The 16,192-nt window shown below is 63.5% G+C and carries 14 protein-coding genes; 4 read left to right on the top strand and 10 right to left on the bottom strand.

Going from position 1 to position 16,192, the window contains the following annotated elements:
• Window positions 1–26 precede the first annotated feature (26 nt).
• Window positions 27–2,399, bottom strand: a complete 2,373-nt coding sequence (locus tag M1D40_RS08955) for an alkaline phosphatase (protein ID WP_461170970.1) — start codon at window positions 2,397–2,399, stop codon at window positions 27–29.
• A 459-nt stretch (window positions 2,400–2,858) separates the two neighbouring features.
• Between M1D40_RS08955 and M1D40_RS08960 the strand changes: the two genes are divergently transcribed.
• The 3 genes from M1D40_RS08960 to M1D40_RS08970 are packed head-to-tail and all read left to right on the top strand — an operon-like array spanning window position 2,859 to window position 4,236.
• Window positions 2,859–3,320: a hypothetical protein gene (locus tag M1D40_RS08960; RefSeq protein WP_461170971.1), complete on the top strand. Its 462-nt coding sequence runs from the start codon at window positions 2,859–2,861 to the stop codon at window positions 3,318–3,320.
• A gap of 41 nt (window positions 3,321–3,361) precedes the next feature.
• On the top strand, window positions 3,362–3,661 hold the full coding sequence (locus M1D40_RS08965) for a transcriptional regulator (protein WP_461170972.1): 300 nt from the start codon (window positions 3,362–3,364) through the stop codon (window positions 3,659–3,661).
• Window positions 3,658–4,236 carry a sugar O-acetyltransferase gene (locus M1D40_RS08970; RefSeq protein ID WP_341393044.1) on the top strand — a complete coding sequence of 193 codons (579 nt, stop codon included), beginning with the start codon at window positions 3,658–3,660 and terminating at the stop codon, window positions 4,234–4,236. Before M1D40_RS08965 ends, M1D40_RS08970 begins: the two co-directional genes overlap by 4 nt.
• Before the next feature lie 3 nt (window positions 4,237–4,239).
• Here M1D40_RS08970 and M1D40_RS08975 read toward each other — a convergent pair whose 3' ends face one another.
• The 7 genes from M1D40_RS08975 to M1D40_RS09005 form a co-directional block, all read right to left on the bottom strand.
• Window positions 4,240–4,479: a helix-turn-helix domain-containing protein gene (locus tag M1D40_RS08975; RefSeq protein WP_341393045.1), complete on the bottom strand. Its 240-nt coding sequence runs from the start codon at window positions 4,477–4,479 to the stop codon at window positions 4,240–4,242.
• On the bottom strand, window positions 4,479–5,048 hold the full coding sequence (locus M1D40_RS08980; RefSeq protein ID WP_461170973.1) for a hypothetical protein: 570 nt from the start codon (window positions 5,046–5,048) through the stop codon (window positions 4,479–4,481). The genes M1D40_RS08975 and M1D40_RS08980 overlap by 1 nt, the downstream gene beginning before the upstream one ends.
• 326 nt (window positions 5,049–5,374) lie before the next feature.
• Window positions 5,375–6,109: a DUF72 domain-containing protein gene (locus tag M1D40_RS08985; RefSeq protein ID WP_461170974.1), complete on the bottom strand. Its 735-nt coding sequence runs from the start codon at window positions 6,107–6,109 to the stop codon at window positions 5,375–5,377.
• 111 nt (window positions 6,110–6,220) lie between these two features.
• Window positions 6,221–6,841 (bottom strand): L-threonylcarbamoyladenylate synthase, encoded by a 621-nt coding sequence (locus M1D40_RS08990; RefSeq protein ID WP_341393048.1) that lies wholly within the window; start codon window positions 6,839–6,841, stop codon window positions 6,221–6,223.
• A gap of 290 nt (window positions 6,842–7,131) precedes the next feature.
• Entirely contained in the window at window positions 7,132–8,673 is a 1,542-nt protein-coding gene (locus M1D40_RS08995) for an HNH endonuclease signature motif containing protein (protein ID WP_461170975.1), read from the bottom strand.
• Window positions 8,674–9,263: 590 nt separating this feature from the next.
• The gene (locus M1D40_RS09000; RefSeq protein ID WP_341393050.1) at window positions 9,264–10,013 is read right to left on the bottom strand and encodes an SDR family NAD(P)-dependent oxidoreductase; all 750 of its coding nucleotides are present in this window, start codon (window positions 10,011–10,013) and stop codon (window positions 9,264–9,266) included.
• Entirely contained in the window at window positions 10,010–10,732 is a 723-nt protein-coding gene (locus M1D40_RS09005) for a TetR/AcrR family transcriptional regulator (RefSeq protein WP_461168601.1), read from the bottom strand. The genes M1D40_RS09000 and M1D40_RS09005 overlap by 4 nt, the downstream gene beginning before the upstream one ends.
• A gap of 264 nt (window positions 10,733–10,996) precedes the next feature.
• On the opposite strand from M1D40_RS09005, the gene M1D40_RS09010 reads away from it, so the two are divergent.
• On the top strand, window positions 10,997–13,282 hold the full coding sequence (locus M1D40_RS09010) for a transglycosylase domain-containing protein (RefSeq protein ID WP_461168602.1): 2,286 nt from the start codon (window positions 10,997–10,999) through the stop codon (window positions 13,280–13,282).
• A gap of 102 nt (window positions 13,283–13,384) precedes the next feature.
• On the opposite strand, the gene M1D40_RS09015 is transcribed toward M1D40_RS09010, so the two are convergent.
• Both M1D40_RS09015 and M1D40_RS09020 read right to left on the bottom strand, forming a co-directional pair.
• Window positions 13,385–14,857 carry an amidase gene (locus tag M1D40_RS09015; RefSeq protein ID WP_461168603.1) on the bottom strand — a complete coding sequence of 491 codons (1,473 nt, stop codon included), beginning with the start codon at window positions 14,855–14,857 and terminating at the stop codon, window positions 13,385–13,387.
• Window positions 14,854–16,152, bottom strand: coding sequence for a M20 family metallo-hydrolase (locus tag M1D40_RS09020; protein ID WP_461168604.1), 1,299 nt, complete (start codon window positions 16,150–16,152; stop codon window positions 14,854–14,856). Before M1D40_RS09020 ends, M1D40_RS09015 begins: the two co-directional genes overlap by 4 nt.
• Between the last annotated feature and the right edge of the window lie 40 nt (window positions 16,153–16,192).

Raw genomic sequence — 16,192 nt, forward strand, 5'->3', positions numbered from 1 at the left:
TCCGGCTCCGGAGATGTGGGCTCAGTCTAAGAACGGCTGTAGGCCCTCGGCAGCTTCAAACCGCGCTCCTCCATGACTGAACGCAGCAGAGTTGGATAATCGGTGATGAGTCCGTCCACCCCCAGGTCCATCAGGGCGTTCATGGCCTCCGCGGTGTTGACCGTCCACGGGATGACCGGAAGGCCGGCGTCATGTGCCTCCCGGATCATCTGCGCTGTGACTGTGGTGGCGAGAGGGGAGAGGACGTCGTATCCCGCCGCAGCCGCAGCCAGCGCCGGCGATCCGTTGTAGTCGTCGATATCTAGCCCGCCCAGCTGCGGTGCTGCGCCGGGCTGGCCCACCTGCAGGGCAACGGCGTCTTCGACCAGGGCCACAAGCTTTAGGTCCGGAGCGATTGCGGCCACCAGGTTCAGGGCAGACCAGTCAAAGGACTGGATGGTGGTGCGGCGTTCCCGGCCCGAGGCTTCAACCTCCGCGACGACGGCACGTGCCAGGGCTTCCATTCCCGGACCGCCTTCCAGTCCCTCTTCAACCTTGGTCTCAACATTGAAGCGGATTTTCCGGGCATCGTAAGCGTCGGCCAGGGCGTAGACGTCGCGCAGTTCCGCAATGCGGTTGCCCTGCACCACCTCCTGCTCCGGGTAACCCGGCAGCTGCTGGAAGCCGCAGTCAAGGGTTTTGATCTGTGCCAGATCCAGGAGCGCGACGCGGTCACCCACATACGGGAATTCGGGATCCGCGGGCCGGGCCGGTGCGGTGTCGCGGCACTTCTCCGGCATGATGACGTCGTCATGCCAGACAATCACCTTGCCGTCTTCGGTCAGGTGGGTATCCAGTTCCAGGGTGCTGACTCCCAGTTCCAGCGAGTGCGCAAAGGCAGTGAGGGATTCCTCCGTGTATTCGCCCCGCCCGCCGCGGTGGGACTGCAGGTCGAAGCGGCCTTTGGGATGGTGCCAGCCCGGGGGAGGGGTGCCGCCGCCGTTGTCGCCGTCGCCCGCCCCGGCACGCATCACCTCGACCATGACGTCAAAGATGCGTGTGTTTTCATAGACTCCGGTCAGAAGCTCCGATCCCGGTCCCATTGCGGTCAGCGGAACGTCCAGGGCGGTGTGGCCGTCCGTGGTCCAGTCCACCATGAACTGCTGTTCGGAGTTGGCCACCTGCAGCGGACCGTCTTCTGCTGAAAGGCCGTCTCCGGACTCGTCCGGTTCCTCTCCGGGCTCGGGCACATCGACGGCTTCAATGGTCATGCCGCCGGTCTGGTGGTCACCCACCACAATCAGCAGGGTGTCTCCGTCCTGCTCCGCGAAGTCCTTCGCCAGGGCGACGGAGCGGTCAAACTCAATTCCAGAGTCGATGGTAAGTTCGGCGTCATTGACATGGCTGAAGGAATCGATGCCTTCTTCCTCCACCATGAGGAAGAAGCCGGCGTCTTCGTTGCTGCCGCCGCCTCCGCCGCGTTTACCTCCACCGCCCTTGCCGCCGCCCCCTTTGCCCCCTTGGGCTTCGCTGCCGCCGGCTTGGGCTTTACCGGCGCCGCCGTTGCCGTAGCCGTCGCCGGTCCCGCCGGAGGTGAGCACCTCGAGCGCCTTCGCTGTCATCTCCGTCAGCGGCACCGTCGGCTCATACAGTTCCTCGACGTCTTCGCCGTACTGGAACATTTCCTCATTTGCGAACAGACCCAGCAGCATGGAGGAATCCGCTTCCTGCAGGCCCTCCAGATCCCAGACATATTCGTAACCGAGGGACTGGGCCTCTTCCACCAGGTTCCCTTCGGTTCCGGCGCTCTCCTCTGATGGATCCTCGGGCGGGTTGTCCGGGAACCGTCCCGGATCGCCGGCCGGATACCAGTGGTCTTCTCCGCCGCCGAGGATGACTTCAGGGCGGCTGCTCTCCAGGAACTGCCGGGCAATGGCACTTTGCTCGTCCCGGTCCAGCACATGGGAGCCGAATGCTGCCGGTGTGGCGTCAGTGACGTTGCTCGTGGTGACCAGTCCGGTGGACTTTCCCAGTTCCTCGGCCACTTCCAGTGCCGTGGTGACCGGCTGCTGGTTCAGGTCCACCCCGATGGCTCCGTTGTAGGTTTTCACCCCGGTGGCCATCGATGTGGCTGCCGCAGCTGAGTCGGTCACAAAAGTCTCCGGGTCTGCGGAGTTGGTATGCACCCGTCCGACGGCGGGCATCGAGTCCATCTCCAGTTCACCCGTCAGCCCCACCAGCGCCAGACGGATCGCCTCGCGCTGCCCCGGACCCATGCCGTCCCCCACCATGAGGATCACGTTCTCCGCTGCGGGGGAGCCCTCGTCGCCGTTGCCTCCGCCGCGGCCGTTTCCCTGCATCCCCGGAGCGGGGACGGTTCCTGACATAACGACGGCGGCAACAGCCGCCGTCGTTATCATCCGTTTTGCGTTTTTTCCTGCATGTGGATACTTCACAGCGGCATTCCTCCCAGAGTGCGGTGGAGGGGCCGGCAGTGTCCCGGCCCTTCTGGTATGCCCCGTGACGTGAGTAGCCTCGCGAGGCGTGTGTTTCCCCCGTGGCGTCCACAGTTCTCACCCACGGGCCGGCAGTCAAGGGAAACGGGTTCAACAGAGCTGATTGCAGAAATTGTGCAGCGGTTTTCCTCTCGACTCTTGCTTTTCGAGCCGGAGAGGAGGCGGCACGCCCAGATATCCTAACCAGTGCGGCGGGCACTGGAACCACCCCTGATGTGCACGGCTGACGTACCGGGACCGCCTTGAATTTCACTCTTGCGGAGTTGGAAACTCTGAAATAGGCTTCGGGAACCGGTTTTCGAACTCTGTCAGCTGCTTTGAAAACGTCAGCTGTTTCGGAAAACCACCGGCGGGGGAGATGCCATGAATATCCATGGACCACAGGAGGCCCGGGACGCCCTTCGGAGGGCAAACGAGGCTGTCGAGCAGGGGGCACGCGCCGGTGCACGCCCCTGGTGGTATCCGGTTGGGCTCGGATTGTCTGCCGCGTTTGCCCTGGGCTCATTCGCAGTTCCGTGGCTGACCACTACCGGTGTGGTGCTGGGCGGTATCCTCTTTCCCCTGGCTCTGGAGGCGATGGCGCGCCGCCGTTCCGGTGCCTCTCCCGTAAAAACCTACTGCGCACCCGGATTCCGGGTTCCGTCGGCGGTCTTTGTGGTTCTCGGAGCCGGCCTGTGTGCGTCGGCTCTTATCCTGCTCAAGACTTCAGGCAATGTGGTTTTCGTTCTCGTTGCTGCTGTTCTGCTGGGGATCGTGACCGCCGGCTGCACCTGGAGCGTCAGCCGCCGCCGCCGTACCGGATACGACGCCGGTGCCGCGCGGTGACCGCGCCGCAGTTCAGCTCCCTGATTCATCCGGAGCAGCGCATGCGGATTTGTGCTTTTCTTCTGCCCAATGATGAGGTCGCCTTCACCGTCCTGCGTGATGCTCTCGGTCTGAGCGAATCCGCCCTAAGCCGCCAACTCAAGGTTCTGGCGGACGCCGGAATCGCCGTCGTCGCCCGCGAGAAGGGTGTGCCGCGCCCGCGTGCCTGGGTAGCCCTGACCCCGGAGGGCCGCGAAGCCGTCCGGGGCCATCTTGCCGCGCTCCGGGACATCGCCGCCCAAGCTGATCCGGGGGCGTCCGATACGGTGGAAGCTGCCGACCGAAAGGCTGCCTTGCGATGACAGACTACTTTGCCGGAGATCCCCGCTCGATGCGGGAGCGGATGGAGGCCGGTGACCTCTATATCGCTGACGATCCGGAACTGGCGCAGCTCAGCATCAGTGCCATCGAGCTGGCCGACCGCTATAACCGAACCTGGGCGCAGGACCGGGGCGGAGCGGCGGAGATCCTTCCCGAGCTGCTGGGCGGTTTGGGTGAGGGGTCGGAAATCCGGCCGCCGATCCATGTGGACTACGGCAGGTACCTGACAATAGGGTCCCGCACCTTCATCAATTACAATTTCACCGCCCTGGACGTTGCTGCGATAACGATCGGCGACGACGTCCAGATCGGTCCCAATGTGCAGCTGCTGACGCCCACGCATCCGGTGGAGCCGGCGCCCCGGAGGGACAAGCTGGAGGCAGCCCAGCCCATCACCATCGGTGACAATGTGTGGATTGGAGGCGGAGCGATTGTTCTTCCCGGAGTTACCGTAGGGGAGAACTCCGTCATCGGTGCCGGTGCCGTAGTCACGCGCGATGTGCCGCCGAATGTGGTTGTTGTCGGCAATCCGGCACGCGTGGTGAAGAGCCTCTAGGCCTTACCGCCCCTGGGGCAGGTCCTTGAGGACCAGCAGTTCTCCGATGGAACAATCCAGTGCCCGGCAGATTGCCGTCAGGGTGGAAAACCGAATGGCCTTGGCCCGGTCATTTTTGAGGACGGAGAGATTTACGATGCTGACGTCTACCCGCTTGCTGAGTTCAGTCAGTGTCAGGTTTCGTGCAGCGAGCAGTTCGTCCAGCCTGCAGTGCACCGAAGAATCAAGATCAACCGGAGGCACTACACAAGCCCTTCGCCGTCGCGCTGGAGCCTGCTGCCGATGTGGAAGGCTGCGGCCAAAAGCGCAAGGAAGATTCCCAGCGCCAAGGTGAGAGCATCACCTGCACCGAGGACGTAGCCTGCCGTGAACGGTGCGTCCGCGAGCGAAATGCCTGCGTCAACCAAGATGCGTTCGTTGATGTTCGTCCAGGCCGAAGGCAGAGCCACTGTTCCGATGATCATCACAGCAGATGAAACCGCGAATCCGACCGTCATCAGGCGGCCGAACGGCTTTCCCCGGTAGAGGCGGTGGCAGAGGTAATACACAAAGGCAAAGAAAAGGGCAATGGCGGCAAAGCCGACACCCATTAGTGCTGCATACTGCGCCAGTCCTTCGGACTCCACCCCTTCCAGAGTGAGAATGAAACTCTCCGGAGTTCCCGACGTAATCTTCGGGCTGAGTTCGGACCAAGTGCCGTCCGAGACCGGGGCTGCCGGCAGCAACAGCTCCACTTCCCCCTGCAGGGTAAACACGGTGTGAGCAATTCCCACCCCAATGCACAGCAGGATGATCAGTCCGGAAAGAACCATGCTCGTGATCAGTCCTGCTTTCCGGGCAGTTGCGGCGCCCCGGCGGGCTACCGCTGTTGATACATCTGATAGTGCTGCTGTCATGATTCCTCCACGGAGATGCGTCGCTGGTTAACGACTGTCGTTATATCGAATACCGTTAACATAACGGTATTCGATAAACATTGCAAGGCGTTTCCCTGGCGCTGCGAGGCGCCGCGGGTACGGAAGGCGTGGGAGGTACGGGAGGCGCCGCGGGTACGCGAGACACCCCGGGTACGGGAGGCGCGGGAGGAGGGCCAGAAATGGTGCGCCACCGTGCAGCCCGGGCAGCCAGCAGCCAGAAACTAGTTGTCCCCAGCCAGCAGCGCGTGCAGGGTGCGGGCGTTGCGGACGGCGTGCCCCTCGCCGTCGTTGTTGAAGTACACGTAGACATCCCTGCCCGACCGTTCCCATTCCCTTATCCGCTCCGCCCACCAGCGCAAATCAGCATCGCTGTAGGAGCCGGCGTAGAGGTGTTCATGGTCGGGTCCGTGCATGCGTACGTACACAAACGACGCCGTTGCACGCAGGTTACAGGGCAGGCGGGCTCCGCTCATGACGGTGTATGCGGCGTCGTGCCGTGAAAGCAGGCTGTACACGTCTTCGGTTTCCCAGCTGGGATGACGGAACTCGACAGCAGTTTTGATGTCCCCGGGAAGTGCGGACAGGAAGTAGTCCAGCCGGGCGTCGTCGCGCTCCAAGTTGGGCGGCAGCTGCACGATGAGGACACCGGCTTTATCTCCGAGTTCCTTCCAGCAGCGGCTAATGCGCCCGATCCACTCTTCAGGCTCCCGCAGCTTGCGCGCATGCGTCAGCCCGCGCGGTGCTTTGACGGAAAACCGGTAGCCCTCCGGCAGCCGCTCCCGGTAAGCAGCAAACGCGGGTTCGCGCGGCCACCTGTAGAAGCTTCCGTTGTACTCGACGGTGTCGAATTCGGCTGCGTAGGTTTCGAGCCAGCGGCGGTTCGGGAGACCGGGCGGGTACAGCACGTTCCGCCAATGGTTGTAGCTCCAGCCGGAGGTGCCGATGTGCAGTGCCATGTCCCCAGCCTGCCACGGAAGGATGGCTGTGCGCTTATTCGAAGTGCCGGTGCAAAGGAAGTGGCGGCGTGCCTATTCGAGGTGCCGGTGTAACGGAAGTGGCGGCGTGCCTTACTCGAAACGGGAGGGATCTCCAGTGCCATGCCGGACCACTTCCGGCTCTCCGCTGGAGAAGTCGACGACGGTGGTGAGGTCCGGCGGGCAGAACCCGGCATCCAGAACGGCGTCTACCTGGTGGTCCAGGCGTTCCTTGATCTCCCAGCCTTCGGTCAGGGGATCCTCTTCGCCGGGCAGCAGCAGGGTGCTGGATATCATCGGCTCTCCCAGTTCTTCCAGCAGTGCCTGCACAACTTTGTTATCCGGGATACGGACGCCTACGGTCTTCTTTTTGGGCTGAGACAACCAGCGCGGCACCTCCTTCACTGCGGGCAGGATGAAGGTGTAGCTGCCCGGGGTAACGGCCTTGATGCTGCGGAAGGTGTCGTTGTCCATCTTTACGAATTGACCGAGCTGCGCGAAGTCCCTGCACATAAGCGTGAAGTGGTGTTTGTCGTCCAGCTGGCGGATCGAGCGGATCCGGTCCAAAGCATCCTTGTTGCTGAGCTGCGCTCCGAGGGCGTAACAGGAGTCCGTCGGGTAGGCGATCAATCCGCCTGACCGCAGGATTGCAACAATCTGACCTATGCTGCGCTGCTGGGGGTTCTCCGGGTGGATGTCAAAGTATCGTGCCATGCCCTGAGCTTACCGCTGATGGCGGAGGGTCCTGCGGCTGAGAGGCTGAAGCCGTTCCTACGCTGATCAGAAGGGCTGGCTGTTCCCACCACTGTTCAAAAGGGCTGGCTGTTCCCACCACTGATCAGAAGGGCTGGCTGTTCCCACCACTGATCAGAAGGGCTGGCTGTTGAACTGAGAACTCATTCCACAGCTCTCAGTTCTGCCGCACGCAGTTCCGCCGCTCTGCTCGTGTCGCAGCCAGCCAGCACGCATGCCAGTCTCAAAGCGCCGCCCGTCCGGCAGCCCCGCTAGAAGGGCGGCGGGTCATCCCCATAATCATCTGGGTCTAGTTCAACTCTTCCAACCTCACTGCCCTCCGCAGCAGTCGTGGCCGTGTCTCTGGCCGTAGACAAGGCCGTAGTCGCAGATACGGCCGAAGTCGCAGACGTGGCTGTGCTGTCCGACGTGGCTGTGGTCGCAGATGTATCCAGGGCGAGGTCTGGTTTGGTGCGGTACTTTCGTCCTCCAGGTGAGGTCCACTCAATAATTCCGGGACTGGGCTGGCAGGCTTTCCAGAATCCTTTGGTTTTGAACATGTGGTGCCGCCGGCATAAATGCTCCAGATTGTCGTGATCGGTGGGACCGCCCTGCGCCCAGGGTTTGGTGTGGTCGATCTCGGAGATCACCGCATTGGTCCGGCAGCCCGGGAACCGGCACGTCCCGTCCCGGACCCGCAGCAACTGCTTCAACCCGTCCGGTACTTTCCGCCGCTTACCCACCCGCAGGATCTCCTCAGTCTCCGGGTCCCGCTCCGCCGGCGTCCACTTCGCTGCTTCGCGGGCCATCCGCCGGGCTCTTTCGGGGCTGATCGGCCCATACCCGACCAGTTCCGCGGGCTGGTCATCGGCTCCCAAGAGAGTTTCAGCAGTGATCACCACCAGAATCTCAGTCCGGGCACTAGAACCATGACCTATACGGCACGACCCGGAACCGGCACCATCCTTTTCGCCGGTTCCGGTTCCGGAGCCGGGCTTTCCACCGATGGTCCTGCCGGAGTTGGCCACCTCATCCCGCCTGCCGTCTTCGGCGGCGCCATTCCTGCCGCCCTTGCTGCCGTCGCGGCCACCGCAACTGCACTCATGCTCATGCTCATGCTCATGACCGCCCAAAAGGTCCGCCACGATATCCGCCCGCAACTGATCCACGCTCCGCGTATCTCCGGCCGCCTGCTCACCCCGGGCCGCAACACTGAGCCGGTGATAAATCCCCTGCGCAGTCTCCGCCGGCAGCATCGCCGAAAACCACGACATACCGTCAGGCTCATGACGCACCCATACCGACCGCCGATCAAAAGCCGTCCGCTGCCGCTCAACAATCGTCTGCGGATACTGACTCTCCCTCAACCGCCGAGCCTTCACCCGGAACTGCGCCTTCGTCTGTCCCGCAGCCAAACCCAGCAGCTTCGCCTCAAACACGGGCACATCCGCCGGAGCAATCCCCACACACTGCTCCAGAACCGTCTCGGCATGCCCGTAACTGATATCCCCGGCCTCCAGACTCCCCAACGTGGCAGTGTTGGCGCTGCACAAATCACCGGCCCGGCTCATCAACGCCGTTCCGGTACCGGTGGGAACCCCCAGAATCGTAGCCGCTTCCTCGGCTGCCAGACTGAAGGCCATCTCGGAATCCGGCCGGCCCGAAACGAACATGCTCTCGGACTCGTAAATGTTCTGCATCCGGGACAAAACCTTCGCCTGCTGCGCCTGAACCCACCGGCCCAGCACATTCAACCGCGACAACACGGCACCGGTTTCTTCCTCGTTCAGGCACTCCACGTTCCGGAGGGCCAAAGCTCCGGTAAACCCGTCCCGGTAAGCGGACCCCGACGGTTCAAAAGCGCCACCGGGAGCAACAAAACCACTGGGGGAATGGGCTACTGCGGCAACAGCCGGATCAGTTTCACCGGCCGGCTCAGAAGCCTCCGGACCGGGCCCGGCAACAAAGACCGACAGGCTGCACGCTGCTGCCTGTCCGTTATTAGTGCCGGGACTAGTGCCGGTTCCGGGGCCCGTCGAAGATCCGTTCTGATCCATGACCTCAGGATTTCACCCGCCACCGACATTTCCAGCTCTAAAACAGACCAAAACAGGCCCAAACCGGCCCTATTGTTGACGGCCAAATACCCGTCTTTTGCCAGTGGCTACCTAGTCACCCAAGTCGCCGGTGGCCACTAGTCCAAGCCTGCACAGTCGTGGGCTCAACGACCTCGGGAACCGACACCCCGTCAGCCACTCGGCGTCGCCCGCGCCCCGGCTGTTTCTGCCGCGCAACAGCAAGACGCGGACGACAACGGCAGCCGCATCCGCTGCGGCGTCGTGAACAGCACCTCGGGGGTGCACTGCCCAACCCGCACAGCGCTTCCCCCAGAGGCACAACCGCTCTAGTAGAGCTTGATGGTGCCGCCGTCGGCCATCAGTGTCTGGCCCGTCAGGTAGCGGGATTCATCGCTGGCAAGGAATGCCACGATCGGCGCGATGTCCGTCTCCGGATCGCCCAGGCGGCCCAGCGGGACGCCGTCGACCACTTCCTGGTACTGCTCCGGGTAAGCCTTGCTCCACTCCACAATTCCCGGAGTCAGCGCGACCGGACTGACGACGTTGGCGCGGATGCCGTCCGCTGCCCACTCGTTTGCCGCCGTACGGGTGATCGCACGGATGGCTTCCTTGGCTGCGGCATAGGCCACTTGGTTTGGCAGGCCCTTGATGCCGGCGCCGGAACCGAAGTTGATGATGCTGCCGCGGGTCTTTTTCAGTTCCGGATGGGCCGCCTGCATCAGGTAGAGGGTGGCCAGCGTTCCGGTGCCGAAGGACAGGTTCCAGATCTCCGGCGTCGTTTCCAGAATCGGTGCCTGCTTGGAGGCGTGCGCGTTGTTGACGAGGATATCCAACTGGCCGAAGCGTGCCACCGTCTCGGCGACAATTTCGGCAGCGCTTTCAGGCAGGGAGATGTCCTTGCAGATGAAAATCAGTTCGCCCAGGCTGCCCAGGTCGGCCACGAGCTTCTCGCCCTGCTCCTGGCTAATGTCGACGACGGCAACCTTGGCGCCCTCGGACAGGAAGTGCCGGACAATACCCTGGCCAATACCGCCGGCGCCGCCGGTGACAATGGCTGTCTTGTTGCTCAGTTTCACTGTTGTTCCTTCTCTAAGCCGGAGTGCTTTTCCTGCCGCATCCGGATGCTTGATGTGATTCGTGCTTCCACGCCGAGGAGAAAACTGCCCACGGCAAAGTCCAGGGACTTCCGTGAGGCGTCGTAGGTAATCCCTCGTCCGCGGAACTTGGCGGTAAGGGAACCGTGAGGGGCACCGTCACCGGATTCCAGGGGTACGACGGCGTTGGGCCGGGTGGGGCGGTGCCGTCCCGGTCCGGGATTCGCGGCCAGGGCCAGAACTGCAGTCCCGATCACAACACCCGAAAGTCCTACGACACAGTCAAAGCAGTCGTCCTCCGGAAGCCCTGCCGCATTGAGCGCCCGAAGGATCACTTCGAGTTCCTCGGTGGAGGCCATGTCCAGCAGCCGGCTCGGCCCCAGGACAATCTGCAGCAGCCAGGGGTGCTTGTGGAAGTCGTCCCAGAGTGCGGCGGCCATGTGCTGAAGCATCTTCTGCCACGAGGCCGGGGTGGGCGGCAGAAGGACAAACTCACGGCCGGCCTCGGCTGCCATAGCCAGCAGCAGGGCTTCACGGTTTTCAACGTGGCGGTACAACGCCATGGCAGAGACCCCGAGGATGTCGGCAACGTTGCGCATGGAGACCGCTTCGAGACCCTCGCGGTCCGCCAGTTCCAGTGCACATGCCGCGATGGCAGCAGCAGACAGGGGACCGCGGTCAGGATCGGGACGAGAATTCATGTATACAGCGTATACGCGTCAGGGCTCCACCGAAACCCGGCACGCCGGTGTGATCTTCTTCTCATGGAACAGGGCGGCGGCAGACGGGCCAGCCGCAGGAAACCGCCGCCGACGGCGGGATGCGGCTAAGGTTCTACTCGCTGTGACAGAGGCCGTCAAGTATGGCTCCACAGAAACGGGTTGTATCTTAGGCGGATGCGACAAAACAACTCCTCCTTGCTGGGCAGACTCGGCACCTCCGGCCGGCTTGTGTTGTTTTTGGCGGTGAGCGCCCTCTGCGGTGCCCTCGTCGCCGGCATCTTCATTCCCACCACGGCAGTGGCAGCTTCCGGTGCAAACCAGGTCCTCGATTCACTGGAGGACCTGCCGAACGAGCTCGAAACCGGCCCCCTGGACGAGGGTTCCAAGATCTACTCGGCCGACGGCCAGCTGATCGCTTCGTTCTACGCGGAGAACCGGATACCGGTGACGCTGGAGAACATTTCGCCGTCGATGCAGGACGCGATTATTGCCATTGAAGACAACCGCTTTTACGAGCACGGGGGAGTGGACGTCAAAGGCGTGGCCCGTGCAGTGGCATCAAACCTGACGAAGGACAGCACGCAGGGCGCCTCCACGCTGACCATGCAGTACGTGAACAACGTGCTGATCGACCAGGGTGTTGCCGAAGGCAAGACCGCTGACGAGCTCACGGTCAGCGGAACCAAGAACATTACGGACAAGATCCGGGAGGCGAAGCTGTCCTTCGCCGTCGAAAAGGAATACTCCAAGGAAGAAATTCTTGAAGGTTACCTGAACATCGTTTTGTTTAGCGGCCGCACCTACGGAGTTGAGGCGGCGGCGCAGACCTTCTTCGGCGTCCCCGCAGCCCAGCTGAACGTCCCGCAGTCGGCAATGCTCGCCGGCATGGTGCAGTCCCCGAACAACTTCAATCCGCTGACAAACCCCGAGGGCACGCGCGACCGCCGGGATGCGGTGCTGTCCGCGATGCTTCGCTACGACAAGATTACGCAGCAGGAGTACGACGACGCCGTCGCCTCCGATCTGCAGCTGAACCCCCAGCCCGCGGCCCGCTCCGGCTGCGTGGGTGCCGAGATGGCGGAGTACTTCTGCAGCTACGTGGAGCAGGTAGTGCTTGCCTCCGAGGAGTTTGGCGCCGATGAAACGGCCCGTGCCAAGCTGCTGGCCCGCGGCGGCCTGACTATCACCACCACACTCGATTCCAGGCTCCAGGAGCAGGCCCAGGCCCAGATCGAGGCGCAGGTCCCCACCGGAGACGCCTCCGGAGCAGGTTCGGCAATGGTTTCAGTGGAGCCGGGTACCGGCAAGATCCTGGCCATGGCCCAGAACACGAATTACACGCCGGAAGAAGGCGCCGGCAACACGCAGCTGAACTTCAACGTGGACTCGGAAATGGGCGGAACCGCCTACGGCTTCCAGCCGGGATCAACAATGAAGCCCTTCACCACCGTGGCGTGGCTCGAGGCCGGAGGAAGCATTGATGATGTCATTGACGCTTCCCGGACCACCTATCCCGCCGGATATGACTGGACTGCCAGCTGCCTGCCCGAAGACGCGTATTTTGACGAGTGGAAATTCAAAAACGCCCAGGAAGGGTACGAGCGCAGGATGACGGTGGGGGACGGGCTGACCTGGTCCGCCAATACGGCCACCGTGGCGCAGGCTTCCCAGCTGGACCTGTGCGGCATTCGTGACGCGGCCACCCGCATGGGTGTCCACCGCGCCGTCGACGGCGAACCGCTGGAGGTCAACAACCCCTCCTTCGTGCTGGGCGGCCAGGAAGTGGCGCCCATGACGATGGCAGCAGCGTTCGCGACCTTTGCCAGCGGCGGAGAGTACTGCGAACCCATCGCGCTGACGCAGGTGTCCGATGCCAGGGGCCGCTCCTATTCCGTGCCCGAGGAGCAGTGCTCCCGCGCAATGTCCGAGGAAGTCGCGAAAGAGGTCTCGGAGCCGCTGCAGAAACTCGTGGAGAGCGGTCCCGGAGGCATCTCGCCGCTGGGTGTTCCCGCAGCAGCGAAAACCGGCACTACCGATGTCTCCGAGCAGACCTGGACCGTGGGCTACACGCAGGGCATCTCGACTGCGTCCTGGGTGGGTAACTGGACGTCGTACTCTTCGCTGAACGACCTTCCGATCAACGGCGTGACCCGCAGCTATGTGGACGGCTCCACCGTCGCCGGCGCGCAGTGGACCGACTACATGCGCGCCGTCGCACCGCTGTACGCAACCGGTGGCCTGACGGACCCGAACCGGGTACCGTCCCCGTCACCGGTGCCCGAGCAGGACAATGAGCCGGAACCGGAAGCACCCCGGGAGGATCCGACGCCGGAACCCGAGCCTTCATCTGCCCCCGGCGCGGGCGAAGGTGCCGGCGAAGTTCCGGAACCCGCACCGCCGGCAGAGCCCGAGGTTCCCGAGGTCCCCGCGCCGACCGCTCCCGCTCCCGCTCCGGCCCCGGCTCCGACTGCAGTTCCGGTACCCACACAGCCGCCCGCAACAGCCATCCCCGGAGCCCCCGGCGAGTAGCTGTAAACTTGCGGATGTAAAAAATGCTCCCCGACCCCTGACCGGGCCGGGGAGCATTTTTGTCTGTGACGCTTGTGCGACCAACCGGCCCCTGAACCCGCACTAGAAGAGGTTCAGCGCCGGAACAGGTGCCGGATTCGGGTGCCGGTCTTGCCAGGGCAGCAGTGCCTCCACAGCTGCTCCGACGGCGAAGACGGCATCCTCGTCAAAGGGGTGGCCGACTATCTGGACTCCGGTGGGAATCCCGCAGTCTGCCATGCCGCTGGGTACGGCCAACACCGGGCAGCGGTTTGCGATGTTAAATACGCCGGTCATATGACCCTGCCAGCAGTGCTCCAGCCGGCCCCCAGCGGTGGCGATGCCGTCCAGGTATGAGCCGTCGGCGTCGAGCGACGCCACAGCGGACGCCGGGCACAGTAGAGCGTCATAACCAGCCATCACCGCGGCAAGCTCCCGCTGAATCCGCGCTTCGGCGCTGATGCCGTCCAGAAAGCGGAATGCCGCAGCAGCCCTGCGTGCATCAGCCATGAAACGCACGGTGTAGTCCGCGAGCAGTTCCTCGGAGCCGGCCGTTTCATCCTCCATTGCCGGGCCCAGCAGGTAACCGAAGTGGGTGAACATCGTCCTGCTAATCTCATCCGTGGTCCACGGCAATTCGACTTCCTCCACCCGTGCGCCTGCTTCACGCAGCGCAGCGGCAACAGCCCGGGTGTTGGCCTCCACATCGGCCGCGACAGGATAGTTGCCTAAACGGATACAAAGCGCGATCCGTTTGCCGGCAACCGATGCAACCGCGTCGCCGTCGCCGTCGGGCAGTGAAACGGGCGCGAAAGGTAGCGACGCGTGATCACCCGGATGCCGTCCCGCCATGACATTGGCCAGCAGGGCGGCGTCCGCGACGGTCCTGGCCATGGGGCCGTCACCGCGGTAATGGTCAGCGGACAGCGGAGCCAGTCCCGGGATCCGGCCGTACGGCGCCTTGTAGCCCACGGTTCCGGTAAACGACGCCGGAAGCCGGGTTGAACCGGCAATATCCGATGCTGTGGCCAGGGGCGCAAACCCGGCAGCCAGTGCGGCGCCCGAGCCGCCGGAGGAACCGCCCGGAGACAGCCGGAGGTTCCAGGGATTGCGGGTGATGCCCCACAACGGGCTGTGGGTGACGGTGGCGCAGCTGAACTCCGGCGTCGTCGTGCGCAGATGGATGATTCCTCCGGCGCCGCGGATCCTCCCGATGACGGGATGGTCGGCCGGTGACACGGCCGACCGCCGGGCCATCAGCCCCTGGGACAGCGTGCGGCCCTTCAGCCCGTGCTTTTCCTTCGCCGCCACAGGCAGCCCGAGCAGTGGACTCAGGTTGCGGCCCGAACGGTAGCTGTCGGCAGCACTGCGCGCGGCGGACATCGCTTCATCGAAAAGCGTTTCCGTGACGGCGTTGATGGACCCGCCGGAAGCCATGGACCCGTTCACTTCCACGACCCGGTTTATGACCGCGGTCAACAGTTCGACGGGCGAGAGTTCCTTGGAACGGAAGAGCCGGAGGGCTGTGGTGGCATCCAGGTAATGCAGGTCGGTCATGAGCGGACGGCATCCGACAGGGCGGCAGTGTCTTCCGGTGCGTCCGAGGTGCCGGTCGCAGTGCCCTCAAGGGCGCCGGAGACCAGTCGGCGGGTCACGCCGGTCAGCATCTCAAGGCCACGAACCATGTCCTCATCGGTGGAGAATTCGCGTTCGCAGTGGGAGACGCCGTCCACGCTGGGTATGAACAGCATGACCGACGGCGCAACGGTGTTCATGGCCACGGAGTCGTGGCCGGCCATGGTCTGGATGCGCCGCGAGGACAGTCCCAGATCGGCAGCCACACGCTCCGCGAGCTCCAGCCCCTCCTGCGGAAAACGGCGGATGGGCCGGATGTCGAAGTCGGTGACGTTGACCTTGATGTCGTACTTCCGCGCAAGATCATCAATGTCCTTCATCAGTTTGGCCCGGGCCGCCGTCACGATCTGTGGATCGCCGGAGCGCAGATCGGCAACAAGATGCACACGCCGTGCCACCACAATGGGGGAGTTGGGCTCAAGAGTCATCTGCCCCACGGAGGAGACCAGGGCCCCTTCGGCAAAATCCTCGGTGACGTCATGGACCATGAGGATGATGCGCGACGCGGCCACCAGGGCATCGTGCCGGTCCGCCATTGCGGTGGCCCCGGTATGGGACTGTTCCCCGAGGACCTCGATGTCCAACTTCTGGGTGTACCAGCTGCTGTCCACCACTCCAATGGCGGTTTCCTCGCGTTCCAGGATGCGGCCCTGCTCAATGTGGATCTCCGCATAGCCGGCGGCTTCGGGTGCTTCCTGGTTTCCCAAATATCCGATGCCGTTCAGCGCGTCGCGCACTGTGATTCCCTGCAGGTCGGTAACCGCAAGCATCTTTTCCCGGGACAGCAGGCCGGCGTACACCGAGCTGCCCATGATACTGGGGGCAAAGCGGCCGCCTTCCTCGTTGAACCAGTTCACAACCGCAAGGTTGAACCGGGGCGGCGCTTCGCCGGCCTCGACGTCGGCGTTAATCCGCCGGGCGGCGTGAAGCGCGGCGATGACGCCGTATGCTCCGTCGAAACGTCCGCCGAGCGGCTGGCTGTCCAGGTGCGAGCCGATGATGATGTAAGGAGCACCGGGCGTCCACTCAACGAGCGCAAACATGTTGCCGATGCTGTCGGTTCGCAGTTCCCAGCCAGCGTCCCGCACCCAGGCGGAAAACCAGTCCCTGGTTCGGGCGTCCTCGGCAGTTGCCGCCTGACGGTCAACGCCATTATTGGGGGTGGCGCCGATGGCGGCCACCGCGTGGAAATCGGTAAGAAATGTTGCTGCGCTCATGAAAAATCCTTTGGTAATGCGGCTCGATCATCGGTGATCG

This window comes from Arthrobacter sp. Z1-15, assembly GCF_054792395.1.

What these genes read in the sequence shown, in the direction of transcription:
- M1D40_RS08955 (WP_461170970.1), bottom strand. Translation starts at nt 2,399, where the DNA reads ATGATAACGACGGCGGCTGTTGCCGCCGTCGTTATGTCAGGAACCGTC.
- M1D40_RS08960 (WP_461170971.1), top strand. Translation starts at nt 2,859, where the DNA reads ATGAATATCCATGGACCACAGGAGGCCCGGGACGCCCTTCGGAGGGCA.
- M1D40_RS08965 (WP_461170972.1), top strand. Translation starts at nt 3,362, where the DNA reads ATGCGGATTTGTGCTTTTCTTCTGCCCAATGATGAGGTCGCCTTCACC.
- M1D40_RS08970 (WP_341393044.1), top strand. Translation starts at nt 3,658, where the DNA reads ATGACAGACTACTTTGCCGGAGATCCCCGCTCGATGCGGGAGCGGATG.
- M1D40_RS08980 (WP_461170973.1), bottom strand. Translation starts at nt 5,048, where the DNA reads ATGGTTCTTTCCGGACTGATCATCCTGCTGTGCATTGGGGTGGGAATT.
- M1D40_RS08985 (WP_461170974.1), bottom strand. Translation starts at nt 6,109, where the DNA reads ATGGCACTGCACATCGGCACCTCCGGCTGGAGCTACAACCATTGGCGG.
- M1D40_RS08990 (WP_341393048.1), bottom strand. Translation starts at nt 6,841, where the DNA reads ATGGCACGATACTTTGACATCCACCCGGAGAACCCCCAGCAGCGCAGC.
- M1D40_RS09005 (WP_461168601.1), bottom strand. Translation starts at nt 10,732, where the DNA reads ATGAATTCTCGTCCCGATCCTGACCGCGGTCCCCTGTCTGCTGCTGCC.
- M1D40_RS09015 (WP_461168603.1), bottom strand. Translation starts at nt 14,857, where the DNA reads ATGACCGACCTGCATTACCTGGATGCCACCACAGCCCTCCGGCTCTTC.
- M1D40_RS09020 (WP_461168604.1), bottom strand. Translation starts at nt 16,152, where the DNA reads ATGAGCGCAGCAACATTTCTTACCGATTTCCACGCGGTGGCCGCCATC.